We start from the raw sequence: 21,248 nt of genomic DNA, 5'->3' as shown, positions 1-21,248 counted from the left end.
GTACTGGGCCGAACGAAGGGAGGTCAGCCGGAGAGCAGGAGCGCGGCGACGGCCTCCGGGGCCTCGTGCATGGCGTCGTGGCCGGTGGGGAGGTCGTGGACCCGCCAGCCGGGGTCGGCCAGGAGCCGGGTGCGCAGGTCGGTGAACGGCGTCCGGTCCGCCCACCCCGAGCAGTGGACGAACTCCCGCCGGGGGATCCGGTCGACCGCGCCGGTGAGGCGGACCGTCTGCAGGAACGAGGCGAGGGGGTGGGGGCGGCGCCGGGGATCGCCGCCGTCCGGTGGCCGCACGGCGTAGCCGGTGGCGGCGGCGCCGGCCGCGAAGACCTCCCGGAAGTGCACGTTCGTCGACGACCAGCACGACTCGCCGTCGCGCGGTACGTAGGCGTCCAGGTGCACCAGGCGCGAGATCCGGCCGCCGGCGCGGTCGGCGGCGGCCGCGATCACCATCCCGGCGTAGCTGTGGCCGACCAGCGTCGCACCGGTGATGCGGTGGCGATCGAGGTGGAGCAGGACGTCACCGGCGTGGGTGTCCAGGTTGGCGGACGCGACTGTCGCGTCGTCGTCGTCCGGCCGCAGACCGGTCAGGGTCAGGGCGTGAACGGTGTGACCGGCCCGCTCCAGCAGCGGGACCACCGCCTCGTACGACCAGGAGCCCTTCCAGGCGCCGGGCACCAGGACGAACGTCGCCATGTGCTGCTCCTTCCGTTCCCAGCCGCGGGCAGCGCGACTGACGACCACTCGGTACGGAGACCACTCTCACCGGATCGGGGCATGGCGGGTTAGCGCTACGATGCCAAGTCATGCCCATGGACCGCCAACCCCGCCGGAGCGCCGGTGCGACCTCCCAGGTGTGGCCGTCCGGCGGGCGCCACCTCTGGCCGTCCGGCGGAGCGAGCGCGGAGCAGTCGCACGCCCGCGGACACCTGGTGTACGCGGCCGGCGGCGTCCTGACGGTCCACACCGAGCACGCTACGTGGATCGTTCCCGCCAACCGGGTCGCCTGGACGCCCGCCGGGTTCACGCACCGTCACCGCGCCCACGGCGAAACCGACATGCGGATCGTCTTCCTCCCGCCGTCCCTCGCCCGGCTCGTACCGGACCGTCCCGCCGTCTTCCAGGCCTCCGGCCTGGCCCGCGAAGTCCTGCTCGCCCTGACCCGCCCCCGCGACCACGACGGCGCCGCGCCCGGCCACAACCGCTCCGCACGCACCCGCCTCCTGCGCGTCCTCGTCGACGAACTCCGCGAGGCACCTGAGCAGCCCCTGCACCTGCCGGAGCCGCGGGACGACCGACTGCGGGCCGTCGCCCGGAGGCTGTCGGAGAACCCGGCGGACAACGCCACGCTGGCCGAACTCGGGCGGACGGTCGGGGCCGGCGCCCGCACCCTCAGCCGGCTGTTCCGTGACGAGCTCGGTATGACCTTCTACGAGTGGCGCACCCAACTGCGCATCCACCACGCGCTGGTGCTCCTCGCCGACGGCCACGACACCGTCCGGACCGCCCACGCCTGCGGCTGGGCCAACCCCAGCGGCTTCATCGCGGCGTTCACCGCCGTCGTCGGAACGACCCCGGGCCGCTACCGGGCGGCCCGACTCCCGGCGACATAATGTGCGGGCCCCGACCGACCTACCCCAGCGGAGCCATGGACCACACCGCAGCACTCCCCGCACCGGCCCGCCGCACCCGCCGTATCCGCCGTATCCGCCGGGCCGTGCTCGCCGCGTCGGCGACCCTCGGCGCGGCGCTCGTCGCCTTCGTCGCGCAGCGCCCGCTGCGCCACCGCCACACGGGGTGGCACGCCTGGGTCGGCACGGTCAACGGCGTCGTGGTGCTCACGGTGGCTGCGCTGCCGCTGGCCGCGCTGGTGGTGTGGGTGTCGGCCCGCCGCCGCACGGCCGCCGGCGTCGCGCCGGAATGGGCGCGACGCAGGTCGCTGGCGGAGGTCGGCATGGTCTACGGGACGGTGCCGTGGGTGTGGATGACCATGCTGCCGGGCAGCGGGGCCGGGGTGGCGCCGCGCCGGGTGAGCCTGGTGCCGCTGCGGGACCTGATCGAGGTGGTCGCGGGTGCCCCGGTGACGGCGATCGTCCAGGTCGTCGGCAACCTGCTGGTTCTCGCTGCGCTGGGGTTCTTCGCCCCGGTGCGGTTCACGGCGCTGGCGTCGGTGCGGCGGGTGCTGGTGCTGGGGGTGGCGTGCTCGGTGCTGATCGAGACCGCGCAGTACGTGCTATGGCTGGACCGGGTGTCCTCCGTGGACGACGTCCTGGTCAATGCCGCCGGCGCCGCCCTGGCCGCGCGCGCGTCGCGCCGCTGGTGGCGTACGGCGGGCGGGGCGCCGGCGGGCCGGCCCCGGTCGGCGGTGCCGGCCGGACGCTGAGCCGCCGCTCGGGGCCGGTCGGCCTCGGCGTGAGGACGGCGGCCGCACCCGTGTGGCCGCGCGCCGGGCGGTGGCCGGTGGACGTGGTGCCGGTTTGCTGGTGATGCTGGAGGGAGGCGGGCCGGTCGCGGACTCCCGAGCGCGACCGTCGCGCGGCGTGCGTCGGTACTCGGGCGACCCCGGAGGAGCAGGTACCGCCTTGGCAACCGACTACGACGCCCCGCGTGACACCGGCGACGAGAGCAACGACGACAGCATCGAGGCGCTGAAGAGCCAGCGCGACGACAAGCAGAGTTCCGCGGTCGACGTGGACGCGGAGGCCGTCGAGGGACTTGAGCTGCCGGGCGCGGACCTGTCCGGCGAAGAGCTCACCGTCCGGGTCGTGCCGCTGCAGCAGGACGAGTTCACCTGCATGACCTGCTTCCTCGTCCACCACCGTGCCCAGCTCGCCGGTGAGGACAAGAACGGTCAGCCGATCTGCGTCGACTGCGCGTCCTGACTGATCGCTTGTGATCGATTGTGTTGACCCTTGTGGGCTCTTGGGGTGTGCAATATCGTATTGCACTGCTGTCGAGGCACCCCCACCCCCCACGCTGGAGTCGCGCATGCGCACCCCCGTCCACCGTCTTGCCTCCACCCTCACCACCCTCGCGCTGGCCGCCGCCGGCCTCGGCGTGCTGACTGCGGGCGCGGCCGTCCCGGCCGCCGCCCTCGGCAACGGCAACGCCCTCACCCCGCCGATGGGTTGGAACTCCTGGAACAGCCTGGGCACCCAGGTCGACCAGCAACAGGTCAGGCAGACCATCGACTTCATGTCCGCCAACGGCCTGGTGCAGGCCGGCTACGACACCGTCACCATCGACGACGGCTGGTCGGTGAGCCACCGCGACGGCCAGAGCGCCGACTTCGCGAAGACGTCGGACGGCGCGATGCAGCTGTACGACAGCGCCGGCCGGCCGGTCAGCGGCGCCGACGGCACCGGCAACGACCCCACCAGCGGGCACCTGGTGCCCGACCCGCGCAACTTCCCCGCACAGACCGTCAACGGCCGTACGGTGAACGGCATCCAGTACCTCGCCTGGTACGCCCACAGCAAGGGCATGAAGTTCGGCCTTTACGCGACCGACACCTACACCACCTGCCAGGGCCATCCCGGCAGCCTGGGCCACGAGGCCACCGACGCGGCCGACTTCGTCTCCTGGGGCGTCGACTTCGTCAAGTACGACGACTGCCCGTACGGCCCGACCATCCAGGGCCCGGACGGCTACACCTACTACCCGCAGGGCGAGGGCCGGGAGCTCACCCGGTCCATCTACGCCCGCACCCAGGACTTCCAGCGCGCCCTCGACGCGGCCACCGCCGCCCAGGGCAGGCCGAAGGTCACCCTGAGCCTGTCCGCGCAGCCCGCCCACACCGGCATCCCGTACCTGCTGGACCCGGCCGACCCGGCCCGCACCGACCCGGTGATCCAGGCGGCCGGCACACCGGCGCACCAGTCCCCGGGCTACGCGCCGACCGGCGTCTGGTGCGGCCAGGTCGCCAACCTGTGCCGGATCGGCGGCGACCGCGACAGCGAACTGGACGGGGTGCTCTACAACGGCCAGCTGCAGACCGCCCTGAAGTACCCGGGCAACGTGCGCCCCGGCAGCTGGAACGACCTGGACATGATGTTCACCGGCTGGCAGGACGTGTACGGCGTCTGGGGCGTCACCGACACCTACAAGGGCCACAAGCCGTTCACCGACGACGAGTCGCGCACCGAGCTGTCCGTGCTGTCGATGATGGCCGCGCCGCTGATCTCCGGCGCCGACCTGCGCACCGCCGCCGACTCCCGGCACACCGCGGACGGCTACACCTGGTCCACCGGCATCAGCGCCTCCGCCGTCTGGCTCATGAAGAACCGCGACGTGATCGCCATCGACCAGGACGCGCTCGCCCGGCCCGCCACCCTGGTCGGCAACCCGCCCGCCTCCGCCACCGCCCCGGTGGTCCTGAAGCGGGAGCTGGCCAACGGCGACCTCGCCGTCGCGCTGGTCAACCAGGACCCCGACCACTGGGCGATGCCCAGCGTCACCCTCGGCCAGCTCGGCCTGACCGGATCCGGCTACGGCTACCGGGAGGTCTGGAGCGGCGCCACCGGCACCACCACCGGTACCCTCGGCGGCAGTTGGATCCCCGCCCACGGCACCGCGCTCTACCGGATCAGCGCCGGCACCGGCGGCTCGGGCTCCGGTCAGGGTGCGGCGATCGTCGGCGACGGCCGCTACCACAGCATCTCGGCCGGCGGGACGGGCGGCCAGGTCCTGGAGGTCCAGGGCACCTGCAGTGCCGCCGTCGGAGCCAACGCCGACATCAACGCCTACGACAGCACCCACACCTCCGAGCAGTGGCTCTTCACCCCGAACGCCGACGGCACCGTGCAGATCACCGACAACTGCTGGACCGGTACCCAGGCGCACACCGTGCTGTCCGCCGGATCCGGCGTCGGCAGCGCCTACCTGCTCACCGCGTACGCCGACAACCCGTGGCAGAAGTGGCGGGTCACCCGGAACGGCTCCGGGGCCCTCACCCTCACCAACGTCGGCAACGGCCTGGTCCTGGACGCCTCCGCCGGCGCGGCGGGCTCGGTCGTGATGACGAACCCGGCCGACCCGTCGGCCGCCGGCCAGAGCTGGACCGTCGTCTCCTGACGCCCGGTCGGGCCCCGATGTCCCGCGAAGGCCCCCGCCCGGACGGTGGGGGCCTTCGCGCTGTCCGCCGGCAGGCCGTACGGGTGCGTCGGTGATCGTCCGACCGGATGACATTCGGCCCACACGCCGTCAGCGCGGCTGCCGGTGGCGGGACCTGGGCCGCTGCGGTTCCTACGATGCCGCCAGGAGCGCCGCGGCGGTTGCCGCCCGGTGGCCCACGGCCCGTGCGACGCGGGCCGCCGTCGCCCCGGTGCCGATCGGCGGGGCCCTCGCGACCCGGGGTCCCCGACCCCAGAAACGGCGGAACGCATGAGACCGACGATCCGCGGCCGGGTACGGGCCCTGTGCGCCGCCGGTGCAACACTCGCGGCCGTGGCGGCCTCGGTCGTCACCGGCCCGACCGCCCTGGCGCACGACGACGACCTCGGGCCCGCCATCGAGGCGATCATGCACAAGCCCGGCTACGAGCACGCGCAGTGGGGTGTGCTGGAGATCGACGTCGCGAGCGGGAAGGTGATCCACTCCCGGAACGCGGACCAGTTCTTCATCCCCGGCTCGACCACCAAGCTGGTCACCATCTCCTCGGCCCTGCACACCCTCGGCCCCGACCACCGCTTCACCACCCCCGTGCTGGCCACCGGGGCCCGCGACGGCTCGACGCTGAACGGGAACCTGGCCATGGTCGCCCAGGGCGACCTGACCATGGGCGGGCGCACCAAGCCCGACGGCTCGGTGGACTACACCGACATCGACCACACCGAGGCGAACCTGCCCGGGGCCAGCCTCACCCCCGAGAACCCGCTGGCCGGCCTGAACCAGATCGCCCAGCAGGTGCGCGACGCGGGCATCACCCGGGTCAACGGCGATGTGATCGTCGACCCGCGGCTGTTCCAGCCCCCGGCGCTGGACCCGCAGCCCACCCCGATGATCATCAACGACAACCTGATCGACCTGCTCACCACCCCCACCACCGCCGGGCAGCCCGCCCAGCTGCTGTGGCGGCCCCAGGTCGCCCCCTACCAGGTCACATCGACCGTGCAGACCGTCGAGGCGGGCGGGACGACCGACATCCACGTCACCGCCTCGCCCGACGGCACCCGGATCGCGCTGTCCGGCACGATCGCCGCCGACGCCCAGCCGCTGCTGAAGGTGTCCAACATCCAGGACCCCAACGCCTTCGCCCGCACCGCGCTGATCGAGGCGCTCGGCCGCGCGGGCGTCGCCGTCACCGCGGATCCGACCGGGCCCAACCCGCAGGACGCCCTGCCCGCCTCCTACGACGGCGACCCGCAGGTGGCCGCGTACGTCTCCCCGCCGTACAGCCAGTACGCCAAGCTGATCCTGAAGGTCAGCCACAACCTCGGCGCCAACCTCGCCCTGTGCAACATGGCCGTCGAGCACGGCAGCCGCAACTGCTTCGACGCCTTCCCGATCGAGCACGACTTCCTGGCAGACGTCGCGCATGTCGACCCGACCCAGTTCCAACTCGCCGACGGGCGCGGCGGCGTGGCGGCCGAGCGGGCCACCCCGAGCGGCCTCGACCAGCTCCTCGCGTACTGGCTGGGCACCCCGTACGCGGACGCCTTCCGGCTGTCCCTGCCGATCCTCGGGGTCGACGGCAGCAACGGGATCTCCTGCACCACCGACTGCCCGGCGAAGGGCAAGGTGTTCGCCAAGCCGGGCACCGTCCTGGGGCTGGACGAGCTCAACCAGCGGATCGCGGCCAGTGCCCAGGAGGAGGCCGGCTACCTGCAGACGGACGGCGGCTGCCTCCACCTCTTCTACATCGGCGTCACCGGCGCCTCCAGTGCCGACCTGACGAGCTTCATCAGCATCTTCGACGACGTCAACCAGATCTCCGCCCTGCTCCAGGAACAGGCCTCCGCCGCCGAACACCACCACCGCTGACCGGGCACCACCGCCGGTCGTCGGAGGTGTAAGCGAGCGGTAAGCCGGCCGTGAGCGGCGGTTGCCAGGGTTGGGCGCAGCAGCGCGGCGGGGCCGAAGGGGCCCCGCCGCCGGACGTCGAATGGAGACGCCTTGAAGCTCCGCCTTGCCGCATCCTCCGCCGTGATCGCCCTCGTCGCGACGGCCGGCCTGTTCAGCGCCGGCACCGCGAGCGCCAACACCACTGGGAGGGTCTGCCGCAACCCCGATGTGTCCGCGGACGGCCTGAACGTGCACACCTGTATCAGCGGCGACGGCGGCCGCACCCTGACCGCCACCGCCGACACCTCCGGCGGGAACAACACCACGATCAACCTCTGCGTGAAGGTCGTGGACGGCAGCCAGCACGACGTTCCGGGCAGTGAGAACTGCGCCTGGGGTGTGAACGGCCCGCACGGCCACGTCAGCTCCAACCCGGTCACCGTCCCCTACGGCACGTACTACGCCGTGTCGTACTTCACCAGCCCCACCTACTGGTACGGCGGCGAGAGCCGGCCGATCTCCGTCTTCCCGCCCTGCCCGCGCTGCGTCTGACCGTCTCTCGGGATCGGGGGAACATCGGGGAAGCATCGGGGGAGAGCGTCGGCCCCACCACCGCCGGGTGGTGGGGCCGACGCTCCCGGGTTACCGGGTCCTCTCGTTCGGGCCCTCGACCGCGAGGTGCTCCTGGGCCAGGGACAGGCCCTCGCGCGCGGCGTCCTGCTCGGTCCGGCTGCCGAGGCGCAGCGCCAACTCCAGGGCCAGGGCGTGGTGTTCGGCCGCCAACGCCGGGTCGCCGGTCGCCCGGTGGATGGCCCCCAGCCGGTTGTGCAGGGTGGCCCGCAGGTCGGGGCGGTCCGCCTGCCGGGCGTGGTCCAGGGCCGGGCCCGCCAGGTCGAGCCGCAGCAGCGCGTCGGCCAGTTCGATCAGGGCCTCCGCCTCGCCGCTGAAGTCCTGGCAGTCGCGGGCCGCCGCCAGCCCCCCGCGCAGGTGGTCGAAGGCCTCGCCGGGCCGTCCGAGACCCAGCAGGGTCTGGCCGAGCCCGACCAGGGCGTGCGCCTCGCTGCGCCGGTCGTCGATCTCGCGGGCGACGGCGGCCGATTCGCGCAGGGTGTCCAGTGCCTCCTCGGAGCGGCCGACCAGGGACAGGAAGTAGCCGAGGTTGCCCAGCGCGTTCGCCTCGTCGCGGCGCTCCCCGAGGCCCCGCAGCACCGGGATCGCCTGCCGCAGCGCCTCGATCCCGCTCTGCGAATCGCCGCTCGCGTTGTGGACGATGCCGATCCGCACCAGGCAGGAGGCCGCGCCGCGGGTGTCGCCGAGTTCGACCGCGAGGGCGTGGCTGCGCCACAGGGCCTCCAGCGCCTCGGGGTAGCGGCCGGACTGCCAGTACGGCGGACAATCGACCGAGTGGGGCGTCGTCGAGTTTTCGGCGTCGGGACGTGCTGCGGTCGAGGGAAGTGGGCCGGTCGGCCGGGGTGTCATCATCGCGGGACGACGGCGCGCCCGGGGCGCGGAGCGGGAAGGGTGTGGCGGTGGTGCTGGACGGGCTGGATGCGGCGCTGGTGCGGGAGCTGCAGCGGGACGGGCGGGTGAGCTACCAGCGGCTGGCCGAGCTGCTCGGGGTGTCGCGGGAGGCGGCGCGGGCGCGGGTGCACCGGCTGACGGCTGCCGGTGCGGTGCGGGTGGTGGGGATCGTCCGGCCGTCGGTGGTGGGGATCGCGGCGGTGGCGCACGTGTCGGTGAGCGTCGAGGGCCCGGCGCGGCCGGTCGCGGAGGCGGCGGCGGCCCGTCCGGCGACGTCGTTCGTCTCGTGCGTGGCGGGTGGTGGCGCGGTGCTGGCCGAGGTGCGGGTGGCGGACGACACGGCGCTGGAGCGCGAGTTCGCGGCGCTGCGCGCCCTGCCGGGGGTGCAGCGCATCGAGGTGTTCCGCTGCGCCGAGCTGCTGCGGGACGCGTACTCGCCGCTGCCGGGCGGTTCGGCGCCGCGCCCGGCGGAGGGGCCGCCGCCGGCGGTGGACGAGACGGACCGGGTGCTGCTGGGCCTGCTGCAGGTGGACGGGCGGGCGTCGTTCGCGGCGCTGGCCGAGCGGGTGGGTCTCTCCCAGCCGGCCACCCGGGCGCGGGTGCTGCGGCTGCTGGAGTCGGGGGCGGTGCACGTGACCGGGCTGGTGGCGTCGCAGGCGCTGGGCGTGCGGGAGGCGGTCGGGGTGGGTTTGGGCGTCCGGGGCGGGGCGCGGGCGGTGGCTGCGCTGGCGGTGGAGCTGCCCGGGGTGAACTACGTGGCGGCGGGTTACGGCCGTTACGACGTGGTCTGCGGGGTGGACGCCCGCGACCGGGCGGCGCTGCTCGGCACGGTCGACGCGCTGCGGGCGCTGCCGGGGGTGGCGCGGGCGGAGTCCTGGTACCACCTGGACATCGTGAAGGAGACGTACAGTTACGATCTCCCGGCCGCTCCGGCGGATCGTTCGAGCTGAGGAGTACTGACCAAGGAATTACCGAATATCGCGGAAATCGGCAGCGGAAACGTAACCGGAGATCATTGACGCGACGTTTTCGCCCGGCGTTGAATGACCGGCACCCCCCTTTCCCTCACCCCGCCGGGATGTCCGATGACCAGATCCCCCGAGGCGCCTGTCGCCGCGCTGCCCCGCTCGCTCGGCGTCTTCGGCGGCGTCCTGCTGACCCTCTCCTGCGTGACCCCGGCGTCCTCGCTGTTCATCGTGGTACCGCCGCTGCTCCAGTCGCAGGGCAGCGGCGCGGTCGCCACCCTGCTGATCGCCGCGCTGCTCTCGCTCGGTGTCGGCTTCTGCTACGCGGAGCTGGGCACGCTGGTGCCGAGCGCCGGCGGCGAGTACTCGATCGTCGGGCAGCTGCTCGGTCGGCTGGCCGGCTGGCTGGTGTTCGTGATCTCGGTGGTGTCCCTGCTGGTGATCCCGCCGATCATCGCGCTCGGCACCGCCGGCTACCTGTCCTCGGTGGTGTCGCTCGACCCGGCGGTCACCGGCGCCGTGGTGATGGCGCTCGCGGTCGCCGTCGGCGTCCTCGACATCAAGTCGAACGCGCTGATCACCGGCCTGTTCCTGGGCCTCGAAGTGTTCGCCGCGGCCGTGGTCAGCGTGCTCGGTTTCACCCACGTGCACCAGCCGCTGGGCAGCCTGGTGCACGCGGTCGTCCCGGACGGGCAGGGCGGCACCGGCCCGTTCACGGCCGGGCTGCTGATCTCCGGCCTCGCCGTCGCTCTGTTCACCTACAACGGCTTCGGCACCGCCGTGTACCTCTCCGAGGACCTGCGCGACCCGCGCCGCAGCGTGGCCCGCACGGTGCTCTGGTCGCTGCTGGCCGGTGTCGTGCTGATCACCGTGCCGGTCGCCGCGATCTGCCTGGGCGTCGACTCGCCCGACCGCCTTGCCACCGGCGACCTGGTCGCCGTCGTCGACTCCTGGGCCGGCACCACGGTCGGCACCTTCGTCAGCCTCTGCATCGCCGCCGCCATCCTCAACGCCGTCATCGTCATGGTGCTGCAGAACGGCCGCGTCCTGTACGCCTCGGCCCGCGACCGCACCTGGCCCGACCCGGTCAACCGCCTGCTCGGCTCGCTGCACCCGCGCTGGGAGTCGCCCTGGGCCGCCACCCTCGCCATCGGCCTGCCCGGCGTGGTCCTCGCCCTCGCCGTCCCGATCGACGCCCTGCTCGGCTTCACCGGCGTCGTGGTCGCCGTCATCTACCTGCTGCTCGGCTGCGCCGCGCTGGCCGCCCGCCGCGGACGCCACCGCAGCACCCCGGCGTGGCGGATGCCGCTCTGGCCGGTCGTCCCGGTGGTCACCATCGCGGTGCTCGGCTACTCGCTCACCCAGCAGACTGCCCGCGACCTGCTGATCACCGGCGGCGTCCTGCTGGCCGGCGCCGGCTACTGGTTCCTCTACCTGCGCCCGCGCAGCGCCACCCACTGGGTGCTCAGCCTGCCCGCCGACATGACCGGCGCCCCCGACGACCCCACCCGTGACGGCGCCGACGCCGCCCCGCTGAACGGAGCCCGGCTGTGATCCGCCCCGCTGCCCCGGCCGCCGACCGCCCCGCTGCCGCCGACCGCCCTGCCGACCTCGTCCTCCACAGCGCCCACGTCCACACCGTCGACGACTCCCGGCCGCGCGCCGAGGCGATCGCCGTCCGCGACGGCCGGATCGCCTGGGTCGGCGACGGCGACGACTGGCGCGCCCTCACCGGCCCGGACACCGAAGTGGTCGACGCCCGGGGACGCCTGGTGCTGCCCGGCTTCGTCGACAGCCACAACCACGTCCGGCTCGGCTCCGACGCGGACTGCGTCCAGCTCGCCGGCGCCCGCACCCTCGAGGAGATCGGCGCCCGGATCGCCGAGCGCCTGCGCTGCCACCCGGACGCCGACTGGATCGAGGGCGAGGCCTTCGACTACTCGGCGATCCCCGGCGGCCGGATGCCCACCGCCGCCGACCTCGACCGCTTCACCGGCGACCGGCCCGCCTTCGTGCTCAGCTACGACGTGCACACCGCCTGGCTCAACACCGCCGCCCTGCGCCGCCTCGGCATCGACCGCGACACCGGGCAGACCGCGTACGGCACCGTGCGGAAGGACCCGGCCACCGGCGAGCCGACCGGCTTCCTCACCGACTTCGCCGTCCGCGGCCTCTCCCGCGACGGCCACCGCGCGCTGCGCGCCGCCGGGGTGCCGTGGGCCGACCCGGACCGGCAGTACCGGCGGCTGGCCGGCAGCCTCGACATGGCCGCCCGATACGGCATCACCACCGTGGTCGAGCCGCAGAACTCGCTCGACGACCTGCCCCTGTTCGAACGGGCGCTGGCCGAGGGGCGGCTGCGCTCCCGGCTGGTGGCCGGCCTGTTCCACCCGCGCGGCACCACCGCCGAGGACCTCGCCGCGTTCGCGGAGGCGGCCCGGCGCCACCGCTCCGACCGGTTCCGGGTCGGCCCGCTCAAGCTGTACATCGACGACGTGGTGGAGCCGCACACCGCCGCGCTGCTCGAACCGTACGCCGGGCACCACAGCCACCGCGGCGAGACGTTCTACCCGCCCGAGGAGTTCGCCGAGGTGCTCGCCGGACTGGACGCGGCCGGCTTCCAGGCGTTCGTCCACGCCACCGGCGACCGCGGGATCCGCACCGTGCTGGACGCGGTCGAGCACGCCCGGACGGTCAACGGCCCGCGCGACGCCCGCCACCAGATCGTCCACGTCGAGTGCCTCGATCCGGCCGACGTGCCGCGCTTCGCCGAGCTCGGCGTGGTGGCCTGCATGCAGCCGCGGCACTGCTCGCCGGACATCGCGGGCCCCGGCCGGGACTGGGCCGAGGCGGTCGGCGAGCACCGCTGGACCAAGGCCTGGCCGATGCGCAGCCTCCACCGGGCCGGCGCGGTGCTGGCCCTGTCCAGCGACTGGAACGTCGCCGAGATGGACCCGCTGGTCGGCCTCTACACCGCGGTCACCCGCCGCGGACTGGACGGCGGCGAACCGTGGATGCCCGGCGAGACCCTCGACCTGGCGACCGCGCTGCGCGGCTACACCCTGGGCAGCGCCCACGCCGTCCACCTGGAGCGCGAACTCGGCAGCCTCGCACCGGGCAAGCTGGCCGACCTGGTGCTGCTCTCCGACGACCTGTTCGCGGTGGAGCCGAAGGCCTACCTGGACGCCAGGGTGGAACTCGGCGTCCTCGGCGGCGAGGTGGTCCACCGGGCCGACTGACGCCGTGTCCCGCTACCGGTAGGGCCCGCCGCCCCGCGTCCGCCTGGGTGCGGGGCGGCGGGCGGGAGCCTAGGGTCGCAGGTATGGGTGGAGTCGCCACTCGGCCGCACGGACGGGCCGCGGACGCGGGCAGTGACGCGGACACGGTGGCGTACCTGGACGGCCCGTTCCAGGAGTGCCTGCGGCAGGTCGGTGCGACCGCGGGAGCGGTCTACCTGCGCGACGCCGACCGCGGCATGCTGCGGCTCGCGCTGCTCGCCGGGCTGCCGCTCGACGTGCTGAGCCCATGGCTGAGCGCCGCGATCTCCGCGCCGCTGCCGGGCGCGGACGCGTACCGGGAGCAGCACTTCGTCTGGGTGGGCAGCCAGGAGGAGATGGCCCGGGCCTACCCGCGGGTGGCGGCCGCGCTGCCGTACCCCTTCGCGCTCGCCGCGCTGCCGATCACCGGAGCGCACCGCTGGGGCGCCCTGCTGCTCATGTGGCCGCCCACCCACCCGCCGGTCGCCAACTCCCGGGAACGCCGCCACCTCACGGCCGCCGCCCACCGCCTCGCCCGGCTGATCGACACCGAGGCGCGCCGGAGCCTTCCGCTGCCGCCCCGCACTCCGAGGGTGCTGGCGCCGGCCCGGGCCCCCGGCCTCGACCCGCGCCAGCACGCACTCGCCGCCGCCGACGTGCTCCAGCGCCTGCCGTCGGGCGCCTGCGGGCTGGACCTCCAGGGCCGCTTCAGCTACGTCAGCCCCAAGGCGGCCGACCTGCTGGGCAGCACCGAGGCCGACCTGCTCGGGACGCTGCCGTGGCACTCGATCCCCTGGCTGGACAACCCGGTCTGCGAGGACGGCTACCGGGCCGCCCTGGTGAGCCGGGAGCCGGTGTCGTTCACGGCCGTCCGGCCGCCCGACGACGGCCTGCTCTTCCGCCTCTACCCGGACAGCAGCGGGATCACGGTGCTGGTGAGCGAGCCCGCCGCCGGTCCGGCCGAGCCGGAGAGCGCACCCGGCCGCGGCGCCGCGCCGAGGAGTGCCGCGCACCTGTACCAGGTGGTGCACGTCGCCGCGGCGCTGACCGAAGCGGCCACGGTCCGCGAGGTGGCCGAGGTGGTCGCCGAGCAGATCATGCCCGTCGTCGACGCGCAGGCCGCGCTGCTGTACGCCGTCACCGACGGCCGCCTCGGCGTGGTCGGCCACGCGGGCTACCCGCCCGGCATCGCCGACCTGCTGGACGGCGCCCCGCTCGACACCGCGTTCAGCGCCGCCGCGCGGGCCGCCGACACCGGCCGGGCCCTGTTCTTCGGATCGGCCGGCGAGATCGACCGGTTCTCCCCGCGCCTGTCGGAGATCACCGGCAAGCGGGCCTGGGCCATCCTCCCGCTGGCCACCCACCGCGAACCGGCCGGCTGCTGCGTCTTCGCCTACGACCGGGAGCGCACGTTCGGAGCCAACGAACGCGCCGTGTTCACCTCCCTCGCCGGGCTGATCGCCCAGGCGCTGGACCGCGCGCAGCTGTACGACGAGCAGAGCCGGCTGGCCCACGGCCTGCAGCAGGCCCTGCTGCCGCGCGCCCTCGACCACCACCCGCGGCTGGAGGCGGCCGCCCGCTACCTGCCCGCCACGCGCGGCATGGACATCGGCGGCGACTTCTACGACCTCATCCGGATCGACGACGCCACCGTGGTCGCGGTCATCGGCGACGTCGAGGGCCACAACGTGGCGGCGGCCGCCATGATGGGCCAGGTCCGTACCGCGATCCGCGCCCACACCAGCGCCGGCGCCCCACCCGACCAGGTGCTGGCCCGCACCAGCCGCCTCCTCGACGACCTCCACACCGAACTGCTCGCCAGCTGCTTGTACATCCGGCTCGACCTGGCCCGCCACCGCGCCCTGCTGGCCAGCGCCGGGCACCTGCCGCCGATGTTCCGCCCGCCGGGCGGGAACTGCGCCTTCGCCGGGGTCGCCCCCGGCCCGCTGCTCGGCATCCTCCGCGATCCCGAGTACCCGATGACCGAACTCGCCGTGCCGCCGGACTCCCTGCTCGGCCTCTTCACGGACGGACTGGTCGAGGCCCCCGGCGTCGACCTCGACCGGCAACTCGCCAGGTGCGCGGCGCTCGTCGACGGCCTCGGCGAGCCGGGCGACGGGCGGCTGGAGGCGTTGCTCGACACTCTGCTGCAGGAGTGGTCCCACGACCTGCCGCGCAGTGACGACATCGCCGTCCTGCTCCTGCACACCCGGCCCTGACGCAGCGTCCGGCGCGCTCTCGTCGGGTCAGCCGAACCAGCCGGCCGCGTCGAGGCGGAAGCCGCCGCCCGGGACCATGGTCCGCAGGTCGGACTGGAGCGCGCGCAGCCGTTCCTCGCCCAGTGTCGCGGCCCACCGGGCGTGCAGCCGGTCGAACTCCACCGCCGAGCGGTGCAGCAGGTCCAGGCCCCGCGCGGTGAGCCGGATCGTCTTGCGCCGCGCGTCGGCCGGGTCGTCGACCCGCTCGGCGTAGCCGAGGACTTCGAGCCGGTCCACGGTCTTGCCGGCCGCCTGCTTGGACACGCCGAGGCGGCGGCCCAGGTCGCTGGCGCTGGTGCCGTGGAGCCCGATCGCCTGCAGCGCGAAGCCGTACGCGGGCTTGACGTCGGGGTGGCCCTGGCGGGCGAGTTCGACGTGCAACTCGTCGATGATCGAGCGGAAGCCGGCGAAGAGGAGGAGCGGGAGCTCGAACCCGTTGCGCGGATCGACAACCTGGTTTACGTTTTGGTCAACCACGTTGTCCATTCTAGCGGGGTGCGATCCGCCGTGCCCGGTGGCGCCCCTGTGGAGTCAGCCATGCGATCCGTTCCGACCGCCCCCTTCGTCCTGCACACCCCCGACACCGCCCCGCCCGCCGCCCGCCGCGCCATGGAGGGCGCCACCCGCGCCCTCGGCTACCTCCCCGGCGCCGTCGCGCTGATGGCCGAGTCGCCCCAGGCCCTCGACGGCTTCCTCAAGCTCAGCGCCCTGTTCGAGAGCACCGAACTGGACCCGCTCGCCCGCGAGACCGTCATCATGACCATCGCCACCCGCAACGCCTGCCACCTCTGCGTCGCGATGCACACCCGCAAGCTCACCGCCCTCGACGCCGACCCCGAACTGATCACCGCCCTCCGCGAACAGCACACCCTCCCCGAACCCCGCCTCGACGCCGTCCGCACCTTCACCCTGGCCGTCCTCGACCACGCGGGCGCCGTACCGGCCGAGCAACTGCAGTCCTTCCTCGACCACGGGTTCACCCCCCGCAACGCCCTCGACGTGGTCCTCGGCATCGGCGCCTACACCCTCTCCACCCTCGCCAACCGCCTCACCGACGCCCCACTCGACCCGGCCCTCACCTCGTACGCCTGACGCCGCGCCACGCCCGTTCTGTAGCAGCTTCGTCCCAAGGCGTCCCTGGCGGCGGTCGATCAGGGGTCGGCCGGTGCGGTGATCAGTACGATCCCTGGCATGAACGTGGCACTGCTGACGGGCTGGTTCCCGTGGACGGTCCAACTCGCGGCGGCCGCTGCGCTGCTGGCCGCGATCGGCCGGCGCGACCGCCGCTGGCAGCTGCGCGGGGCCCCGCTCGCGCTGGCGGCGGCGGCCGTGCTGACCGCCGTGCTCGGCCTGCTGGCCGTCACCGTGGGCGGCATCACCGACCCGCTGCCGCGCGCCCTCTGGTGCTGGCTGGGCGCCGCTGTGGCGGCGCTCGCGGTGCTGGTGGTCGGGTGGCGCGGCGCGCGCTGGTGGCGCCGGGCGCTCGCCCCCCTGGCCGCGCTGCTCGCGGTGGTGGCCGGCGCCAACGCGCTGAACGCCTCCACCGGTTACTTCCCGACCCTGGACGACGCGATCGGGGAGCTCAGCGGCAACTCGCTGCCGCAGCAGGTGACGCTGGACCAGCTCGCCTCGCTGACCGGCCGCACCAGCACCGGCCGGATCGTCCAGGTCGACATCCCGGACTCCGCCAGCGGGTTCAGCCACCGGCAGGAGCTGGTCTACCTGCCGCCGGCCTGGTTCCGCAGCAAGACCCGGCCCAAGCTGCCGGTGCTGGAGATGATCGGCGGTGAATTCGCGGCTCCCGACAACTGGGTGCGGGCCGGCAACGCGGTGCAGACCGCCGACGCGTACGCCGCCCAGCACGGCGGGTTCGCCCCGGTGCTCGTCTTCGCCGACGCCACCGGCGGGTTCAAGGTGGACACCGAATGCGTGAACGGCCCGAACGGAAAGGCCGAGGACCATCTGGTGAAGGACATTCCGCCGTACGTCGAGAAGACGTTCGGCGCCGCCGCCGACCCGCACAAGTGGGGGGTGGTCGGCTGGTCGATGGGCGGCACCTGCGCGGTGGACCTCACGGTCGAGCACCCGGACGTGTTCAGCCACTTCGAGGACATCTCCGGCGACCTCGGGCCCAATGCCGGGGACAAGCAGCAGACCATCGACAAGCTGTACGGCGGGGACGCGGCGGCCTGGGCGGCGCACGACCCGCTGACCGTGCTGGCGCACCACGCCAAGTACAAGAACGCCTCCGGCTGGTTCGAGAGCGGCGACCAGGAAGCCGCCCACATCGCCCAGGCGAAACAACTGGACGCGGCCGCCCGCAAGGCCGGCTTCAAGAGCAAGGTGGTGGTGGAACCGGGCAAGCACGTCTGGCAGTTCGCCTCGGGCGCGTTCGCCGAGGCGCTGCCCTGGCTGTCCCAGCAACTCGGTACCCCCGGCCCGCACCCGGGCGCCCCCACCCGTGCCCCGGCCTCGCCGAACTCCCCACCACCAGGCCGTTGACAGGGCAAATGGAGAACTCTCACGGGAGCGCCGTCGGCGGCCACGACGGCTGTCCTGGACGCTCCCGCCACTGGAGGCCGGCGACCACTGCGAACTCCCGGTGGTGGGTCAGCCTTCCGCCGCGTCCTCGGCCTCCCAGCGCAGCAGGTCGCCCGGCTGGCACTTGAGCACCTCGCAGAGCGCGGCGAGCGTCGCGAACCGCACCGCCTTGGCGCGGCCGTTCTTCAGGACCGCCAGGTTGGCGGGAGTGATCCCGACGCGGTCCGCGAGCTCGCCCACGGACATCTTCCGCCGGGCCAGCATCACGTCGATGTCGACGGCGATCGGCATCAGATCACCTCGTCCAGCTCGGCCTTCAGCTGCGCCGCCTCGACGTCCCGCGCGACGGCCTGGACGAGCAGCACCCGCAGCACCAGCACGATGAGCGCGACCCCCAGGATGGCCAGGCCGATCCCGGCCATGATCACGCTGACGCCCGGGTCGTCCCGCTGGCCCGGTGCGTTGACGGCCGTGACCGCGAACCACACGAGGGAAGCCGCCACGATCGCGCCGATCACACCGTCCACGTACCGGAAGGCGGCGTGGGAGAACACCGTCCCGCGCCGCACCATCGCCACCAGCCGCCACACGCAGACCAGCGCGACCTGGGCCGACGCCAGCCCCACGATCGTGAGCACGCGCATCGCGGTCAGCGGGAGCGTCCCGTCGTCCGGCTTGGTGGCCATGGCCACCACCATCAGCGCCTGCACCAGCACGGTGCCGGCGAGCACCACCGCGAGCACGGCGCGCAGCGCGCGCACTGTCAGGTTTCCCACGACCCATCCCTCCATCGAGTTGCGATGGGAATCTATCGAATTTCGATAGTCCCGGCAAGGGGTGGAGCGGAGGTGGAGCGGAGGTGGAGTGGGGTGGACGACGGCGGAAATCGGTTGGGCCGACCCGGCCGGATCTGCCACGATCGCCGGATGGGTGTATTGGACGCCGTGGCAGCCAGGGTGGCCGGTGGGGCCACCGTCGAGTTCCGGCCGAGCGGCTCGTCGATGGTTCCGCTGATCCGCAGTCGGCAACTGGTGGCCGTCGCTCCGGTCGACCCGACGAGGCTGGAGCTCGGGGACATCGTCCTCGCCCGCGTCGCCGGGACCGTGTACCTGCACCTGGTGTCGTCCCTCGACCCGGCGAGGAAGCGCGTGCAGATCAGCAACAATCGGGGCCGCATCAACGGCTGGACCAGTCACGACCGTGTGTTCGGCATCTGTGTCGCGGTCGACGGGGTACCCCGGGCCGGTACCGCGGGCAGGGCTGCGGCAGCCGACCCCGGCAACCGGCCCTGAACGGCGACGGGCCGGGGCGCGGGCTCAGTCGAGGCAGAACTCGTTGCCCTCGATGTCCTGCATGACGATGCACGAGTCGTGGCCGTCGTACAGGAGTCGCACGCGCACCGCGCCGAGCGCGACCACGCGGGTGCATTCGGCTTCGAGTGCGGCGAGGCGTTCCTCGCCGACGAGGCCGGTGCCGACGCGGACGTCGAGGTGGACCCGGTTCTTGACGACCTTGCCCTCGGGGACGCGCTGGAAGAACAGTCGGGGGCCCTCGCCCGTGGGGTCGACGCAGGCGAACCGTGAACCCTGAACCTCGGGCGGCAGCGACAGATTGAACTCGTCCCAGTCGGCGAAGCCCTCCGGCGGCGGCGGAACGACGTACCCCAGGACCTCGCACCAGAAGCGGGCGACGCGCTCGGGCTCCGCGCAGTCGAAGGTGACCTGGAACTTCCTGACCGATGCCATCCGCCCACCGTAGCAGGAGGAATGACGGACCGACGGAGGCCGCGGCACCCGCGAGGGAGGTGTCAGACCCGGTCGAGCGGTCGGTGCGGGCCGGTCGGCAGTTCGGCGCGGATCTGGCTGCCGGGCCGGACCTCACCGCCGAGGCGGACGATGCCCATGATGCCGGCCCTGCGGACGAGTTCGCCGGCGTCGTTGCGCCCGACGACCTGCTTGAGCAGGCCGGGTCGGAAGGCGTCGATCTGCAGGCAGGGGTTGCGCAGACCGGTGACCTCGACGACCGCCTCGTCGCCGATGTGCAGGAGGGTGCCGACGGGCAGGTCGAGCAGGTGGATGCCGCGGGTGGTGATGTTCTCGCCGAGGTCGCCGGGGGTGACGTCGAATCCGGCCCGGTGGAGGTCGGCGAAGAGTTCCCCGTGGATGAGGTGGACCTGGCGCAGGTTCGGCCGGGTGGGGTCCTGTGCGACCCGTGAGCGGTGCTTGACGGTTGCTCCGGCGTGCACGTCGCCCTCCACACCGAGGCCCGCGAGCAGAGTGATGCTGTCGCGGTTCGGCTTGCTGAACGCGTACGTGCCGTTGCTGCTGACTGCCGTGACCGTGCCGTCCACTGCTGCGCCCCCTGGATCGTGGTGATACCGGTCGAGAGCCTACGTGGCGCCCTTGCCGGGGCCGTCGGCGGAGAGCCAGACGGATGGCAGGTAGCCGTCCGGGGACGGAGAACCGGCCGGGGGCAGTCGGACGGCGGGGTGCGGGTCCGGTCCGAGGGCGGCCAGGACGTCGGCTGCCGGGTATCCGAACAGGTCGATGCCCTGGAGGACCACGGGTACGGCGGACGGCTCGGTCGGTGCGGGGTCGCAGCGGCGCAGCTGGACGCCGGCGAAGCCGTCCCGGTGGTACTCGGGACGACCGAGGCGGTCGGTGTGGTCGCCGGAGAAGTGCAGCTCCAGCCCCTGGTAGCGAGCGGTGAAGGCCCAACCGGCCTGGCAGACCCAGGACTCGCGGACGTCGGCCAGGGTCGCGACCGCCCACTGGGCCTCCCGCTCGGTCATGCCGAACCGCAGCACCCCGGCACCGTACGGAAGGGCCAGGCCCGTTCCCGGCAGAAGCTCGAACATCCGTCGATGATCACCGAGCCGGTCCGTCGGAGCAAGGGCCCCGCGTGGACGTGGTCAGTGCTCGGCGGCGTTGCGGAACTGGAGGGTGAGGGCCGAGGCCTGCTGGACGTCGGTGACGCCGGGGGCCATGACGGTGCCACCGGTCGAGGCGTCCTCCCAGCGGCAGATGAGCAGGTTGTTGGTGGTGGTGTGGCCGCAGCGCATCAGACCGCCGAGCGGACCGGCGTCGACGTCCTTCGCGTCCTCGACCTTGGCGCCGGCGAAGAAATTGACCAGGAGCCAGTCCAGGGAGTGCTGGGACTTCTCGGCGGCGCCCTTCGGATTCCAGGCGGCGTTCGATGCGGAGAAGATGAGGTTGGGCTGGGTGCCGCCCGGGGTCTTCGAGTAGTACCAGATTCGCTCGGAGGTGCTGTTGGCGTGCTTCGCGGCGAGGTCGGCCGCGGCCTGGCCGGTGATGAGGTGGTAGCCGGCGACGGTGTCGGGTGCGTCGACGGTCCGGTCGGTCGGCCCGGTCGCGGTGGCCGCTCCGTACGGGCTCTCGCTCCGCAGGCTCAGGAAGGTCTGCGTGAAGGAGAGGACGCAGACCACGGCGAGGCCGAGGGCGAGCAGGCCCCGGCGCTTGCGGCGGAGCGCGGTGACGCGGGGCAGTTCCTCCGGCGTGAGGGCGGCCGGATTGCGCCACTTGCGGGTGAACACCCAGGCGAGCGTGACGCCGGTGGCCAGGACGGCGGTCTGCCCGATGACGCGTCCGTACAGGTAGGCCGTGGAATGGGTGTCGATGGCGGAAAGCATGCGGGGCACCCTAGCGGTGGCCCGCGCACCGCCGCATGGTTCGTTGCCGGATGATCACG

The 21,248-nt window shown here is 73.4% G+C and carries 22 protein-coding genes; 13 read left to right on the top strand and 9 right to left on the bottom strand.

Going from position 1 to position 21,248, the window contains the following annotated elements:
* Nucleotides 1-23: 23 nt before the first annotated feature.
* On the bottom strand, nucleotides 24-692 hold the full coding sequence (locus tag FHR36_RS23145) for an alpha/beta fold hydrolase (RefSeq protein WP_253800087.1): 669 nt from the start codon (nucleotides 690-692) through the stop codon (nucleotides 24-26).
* 110 nt (nucleotides 693-802) lie between these two features.
* Here FHR36_RS23145 and FHR36_RS23140 point away from each other — a divergent pair, with 110 nt between their 5' ends.
* The 6 genes from FHR36_RS23140 (at nucleotide 803) to FHR36_RS23115 (ending at nucleotide 7,550) form a co-directional block, all read left to right on the top strand.
* Entirely contained in the window at nucleotides 803-1,609 is an 807-nt protein-coding gene (locus FHR36_RS23140; protein ID WP_253800086.1) for an AraC family transcriptional regulator, read from the top strand.
* Nucleotides 1,610-1,644: 35 nt separating this feature from the next.
* Nucleotides 1,645-2,379: a VanZ family protein gene (locus FHR36_RS23135; protein WP_253800085.1), complete on the top strand. Its 735-nt coding sequence runs from the start codon at nucleotides 1,645-1,647 to the stop codon at nucleotides 2,377-2,379.
* Nucleotides 2,380-2,578: 199 nt separating this feature from the next.
* Nucleotides 2,579-2,878: a DUF4193 domain-containing protein gene (locus tag FHR36_RS23130; protein WP_253800084.1), complete on the top strand. Its 300-nt coding sequence runs from the start codon at nucleotides 2,579-2,581 to the stop codon at nucleotides 2,876-2,878.
* A 106-nt stretch (nucleotides 2,879-2,984) separates the two neighbouring features.
* Entirely contained in the window at nucleotides 2,985-5,069 is a 2,085-nt protein-coding gene (locus tag FHR36_RS23125) for an alpha-galactosidase (RefSeq protein WP_253800083.1), read from the top strand.
* Nucleotides 5,070-5,378: 309 nt separating this feature from the next.
* Nucleotides 5,379-6,977 carry a D-alanyl-D-alanine carboxypeptidase/D-alanyl-D-alanine endopeptidase gene (dacB, locus tag FHR36_RS23120; RefSeq protein WP_253800082.1) on the top strand — a complete coding sequence of 533 codons (1,599 nt, stop codon included), beginning with the start codon at nucleotides 5,379-5,381 and terminating at the stop codon, nucleotides 6,975-6,977.
* Between the two features lie 132 nt (nucleotides 6,978-7,109).
* Entirely contained in the window at nucleotides 7,110-7,550 is a 441-nt protein-coding gene (locus tag FHR36_RS23115) for a hypothetical protein (RefSeq protein ID WP_253800081.1), read from the top strand.
* Between the two features lie 90 nt (nucleotides 7,551-7,640).
* Here the strand turns inward: FHR36_RS23115 and FHR36_RS23110 are convergent, their stop codons facing one another.
* Nucleotides 7,641-8,480 (bottom strand): tetratricopeptide repeat protein, encoded by an 840-nt coding sequence (locus FHR36_RS23110; protein WP_253800080.1) that lies wholly within the window; start codon nucleotides 8,478-8,480, stop codon nucleotides 7,641-7,643.
* Between the two features lie 41 nt (nucleotides 8,481-8,521).
* On the opposite strand from FHR36_RS23110, the gene FHR36_RS23105 reads away from it, so the two are divergent.
* From FHR36_RS23105 to FHR36_RS23090, 4 genes are all read left to right on the top strand, one after another.
* Nucleotides 8,522-9,469, top strand: coding sequence for an Lrp/AsnC family transcriptional regulator (locus FHR36_RS23105; protein ID WP_253800079.1), 948 nt, complete (start codon nucleotides 8,522-8,524; stop codon nucleotides 9,467-9,469).
* Nucleotides 9,470-9,604: 135 nt separating this feature from the next.
* Nucleotides 9,605-11,038: an APC family permease gene (locus FHR36_RS23100; RefSeq protein WP_253800078.1), complete on the top strand. Its 1,434-nt coding sequence runs from the start codon at nucleotides 9,605-9,607 to the stop codon at nucleotides 11,036-11,038.
* A complete protein-coding gene (locus tag FHR36_RS23095) occupies nucleotides 11,035-12,723 on the top strand; it encodes an amidohydrolase (RefSeq protein ID WP_253800077.1) in 1,689 nt (562 codons plus the stop codon). The genes FHR36_RS23100 and FHR36_RS23095 overlap by 4 nt, the downstream gene beginning before the upstream one ends.
* An 83-nt stretch (nucleotides 12,724-12,806) precedes the next feature.
* The gene (locus FHR36_RS23090; RefSeq protein WP_253800076.1) at nucleotides 12,807-14,960 is read left to right on the top strand and encodes a SpoIIE family protein phosphatase; all 2,154 of its coding nucleotides are present in this window, start codon (nucleotides 12,807-12,809) and stop codon (nucleotides 14,958-14,960) included.
* Between the two features lie 27 nt (nucleotides 14,961-14,987).
* Here the strand turns inward: FHR36_RS23090 and FHR36_RS23085 are convergent, their stop codons facing one another.
* Entirely contained in the window at nucleotides 14,988-15,485 is a 498-nt protein-coding gene (locus FHR36_RS23085) for a MarR family winged helix-turn-helix transcriptional regulator (protein WP_253800075.1), read from the bottom strand.
* A gap of 51 nt (nucleotides 15,486-15,536) precedes the next feature.
* Here FHR36_RS23085 and FHR36_RS23080 point away from each other — a divergent pair, with 51 nt between their 5' ends.
* Both FHR36_RS23080 and FHR36_RS23075 read left to right on the top strand, forming a co-directional pair.
* Entirely contained in the window at nucleotides 15,537-16,091 is a 555-nt protein-coding gene (locus tag FHR36_RS23080; protein ID WP_253800074.1) for a carboxymuconolactone decarboxylase family protein, read from the top strand.
* A 99-nt stretch (nucleotides 16,092-16,190) separates the two neighbouring features.
* On the top strand, nucleotides 16,191-17,501 hold the full coding sequence (locus FHR36_RS23075; protein WP_253800073.1) for an alpha/beta hydrolase: 1,311 nt from the start codon (nucleotides 16,191-16,193) through the stop codon (nucleotides 17,499-17,501).
* A gap of 108 nt (nucleotides 17,502-17,609) precedes the next feature.
* Here the strand turns inward: FHR36_RS23075 and FHR36_RS23070 are convergent, their stop codons facing one another.
* Nucleotides 17,610-17,831 carry a helix-turn-helix domain-containing protein gene (locus FHR36_RS23070; RefSeq protein WP_253800072.1) on the bottom strand — a complete coding sequence of 74 codons (222 nt, stop codon included), beginning with the start codon at nucleotides 17,829-17,831 and terminating at the stop codon, nucleotides 17,610-17,612.
* Nucleotides 17,831-18,316, bottom strand: a complete 486-nt coding sequence (locus FHR36_RS23065; protein WP_253800071.1) for a DUF2975 domain-containing protein — start codon at nucleotides 18,314-18,316, stop codon at nucleotides 17,831-17,833. Before FHR36_RS23065 ends, FHR36_RS23070 begins: the two co-directional genes overlap by 1 nt.
* Nucleotides 18,317-18,409: 93 nt before the next feature.
* On the opposite strand from FHR36_RS23065, the gene FHR36_RS23060 reads away from it, so the two are divergent.
* Nucleotides 18,410-18,832, top strand: a complete 423-nt coding sequence (locus tag FHR36_RS23060; RefSeq protein ID WP_253800070.1) for a S26 family signal peptidase — start codon at nucleotides 18,410-18,412, stop codon at nucleotides 18,830-18,832.
* Nucleotides 18,833-18,856: 24 nt separating this feature from the next.
* On the opposite strand, the gene FHR36_RS23055 is transcribed toward FHR36_RS23060, so the two are convergent.
* The 4 genes from FHR36_RS23055 to FHR36_RS23040 form a co-directional block, all read right to left on the bottom strand.
* Nucleotides 18,857-19,285: a VOC family protein gene (locus tag FHR36_RS23055; protein ID WP_253800069.1), complete on the bottom strand. Its 429-nt coding sequence runs from the start codon at nucleotides 19,283-19,285 to the stop codon at nucleotides 18,857-18,859.
* A 62-nt stretch (nucleotides 19,286-19,347) separates the two neighbouring features.
* Nucleotides 19,348-19,890: an MOSC domain-containing protein gene (locus FHR36_RS23050; RefSeq protein WP_253800068.1), complete on the bottom strand. Its 543-nt coding sequence runs from the start codon at nucleotides 19,888-19,890 to the stop codon at nucleotides 19,348-19,350.
* A 39-nt stretch (nucleotides 19,891-19,929) separates the two neighbouring features.
* Entirely contained in the window at nucleotides 19,930-20,397 is a 468-nt protein-coding gene (locus tag FHR36_RS23045) for a hypothetical protein (protein ID WP_253800067.1), read from the bottom strand.
* 54 nt (nucleotides 20,398-20,451) lie between these two features.
* Complete coding sequence (locus tag FHR36_RS23040; protein WP_253800066.1) at nucleotides 20,452-21,189, bottom strand: hypothetical protein; 738 nt, start codon at nucleotides 21,187-21,189, stop codon at nucleotides 20,452-20,454.
* Between the last annotated feature and the right edge of the window lie 59 nt (nucleotides 21,190-21,248).

This window comes from Kitasatospora cinereorecta, assembly GCF_024172095.1.
GTDB classification, from domain to species: domain Bacteria; phylum Actinomycetota; class Actinomycetes; order Streptomycetales; family Streptomycetaceae; genus Kitasatospora; species Kitasatospora cinereorecta.
Note: the sequence above shows the minus strand (reverse complement) of the source record. Positions and strands in the feature narration are given on the sequence as shown.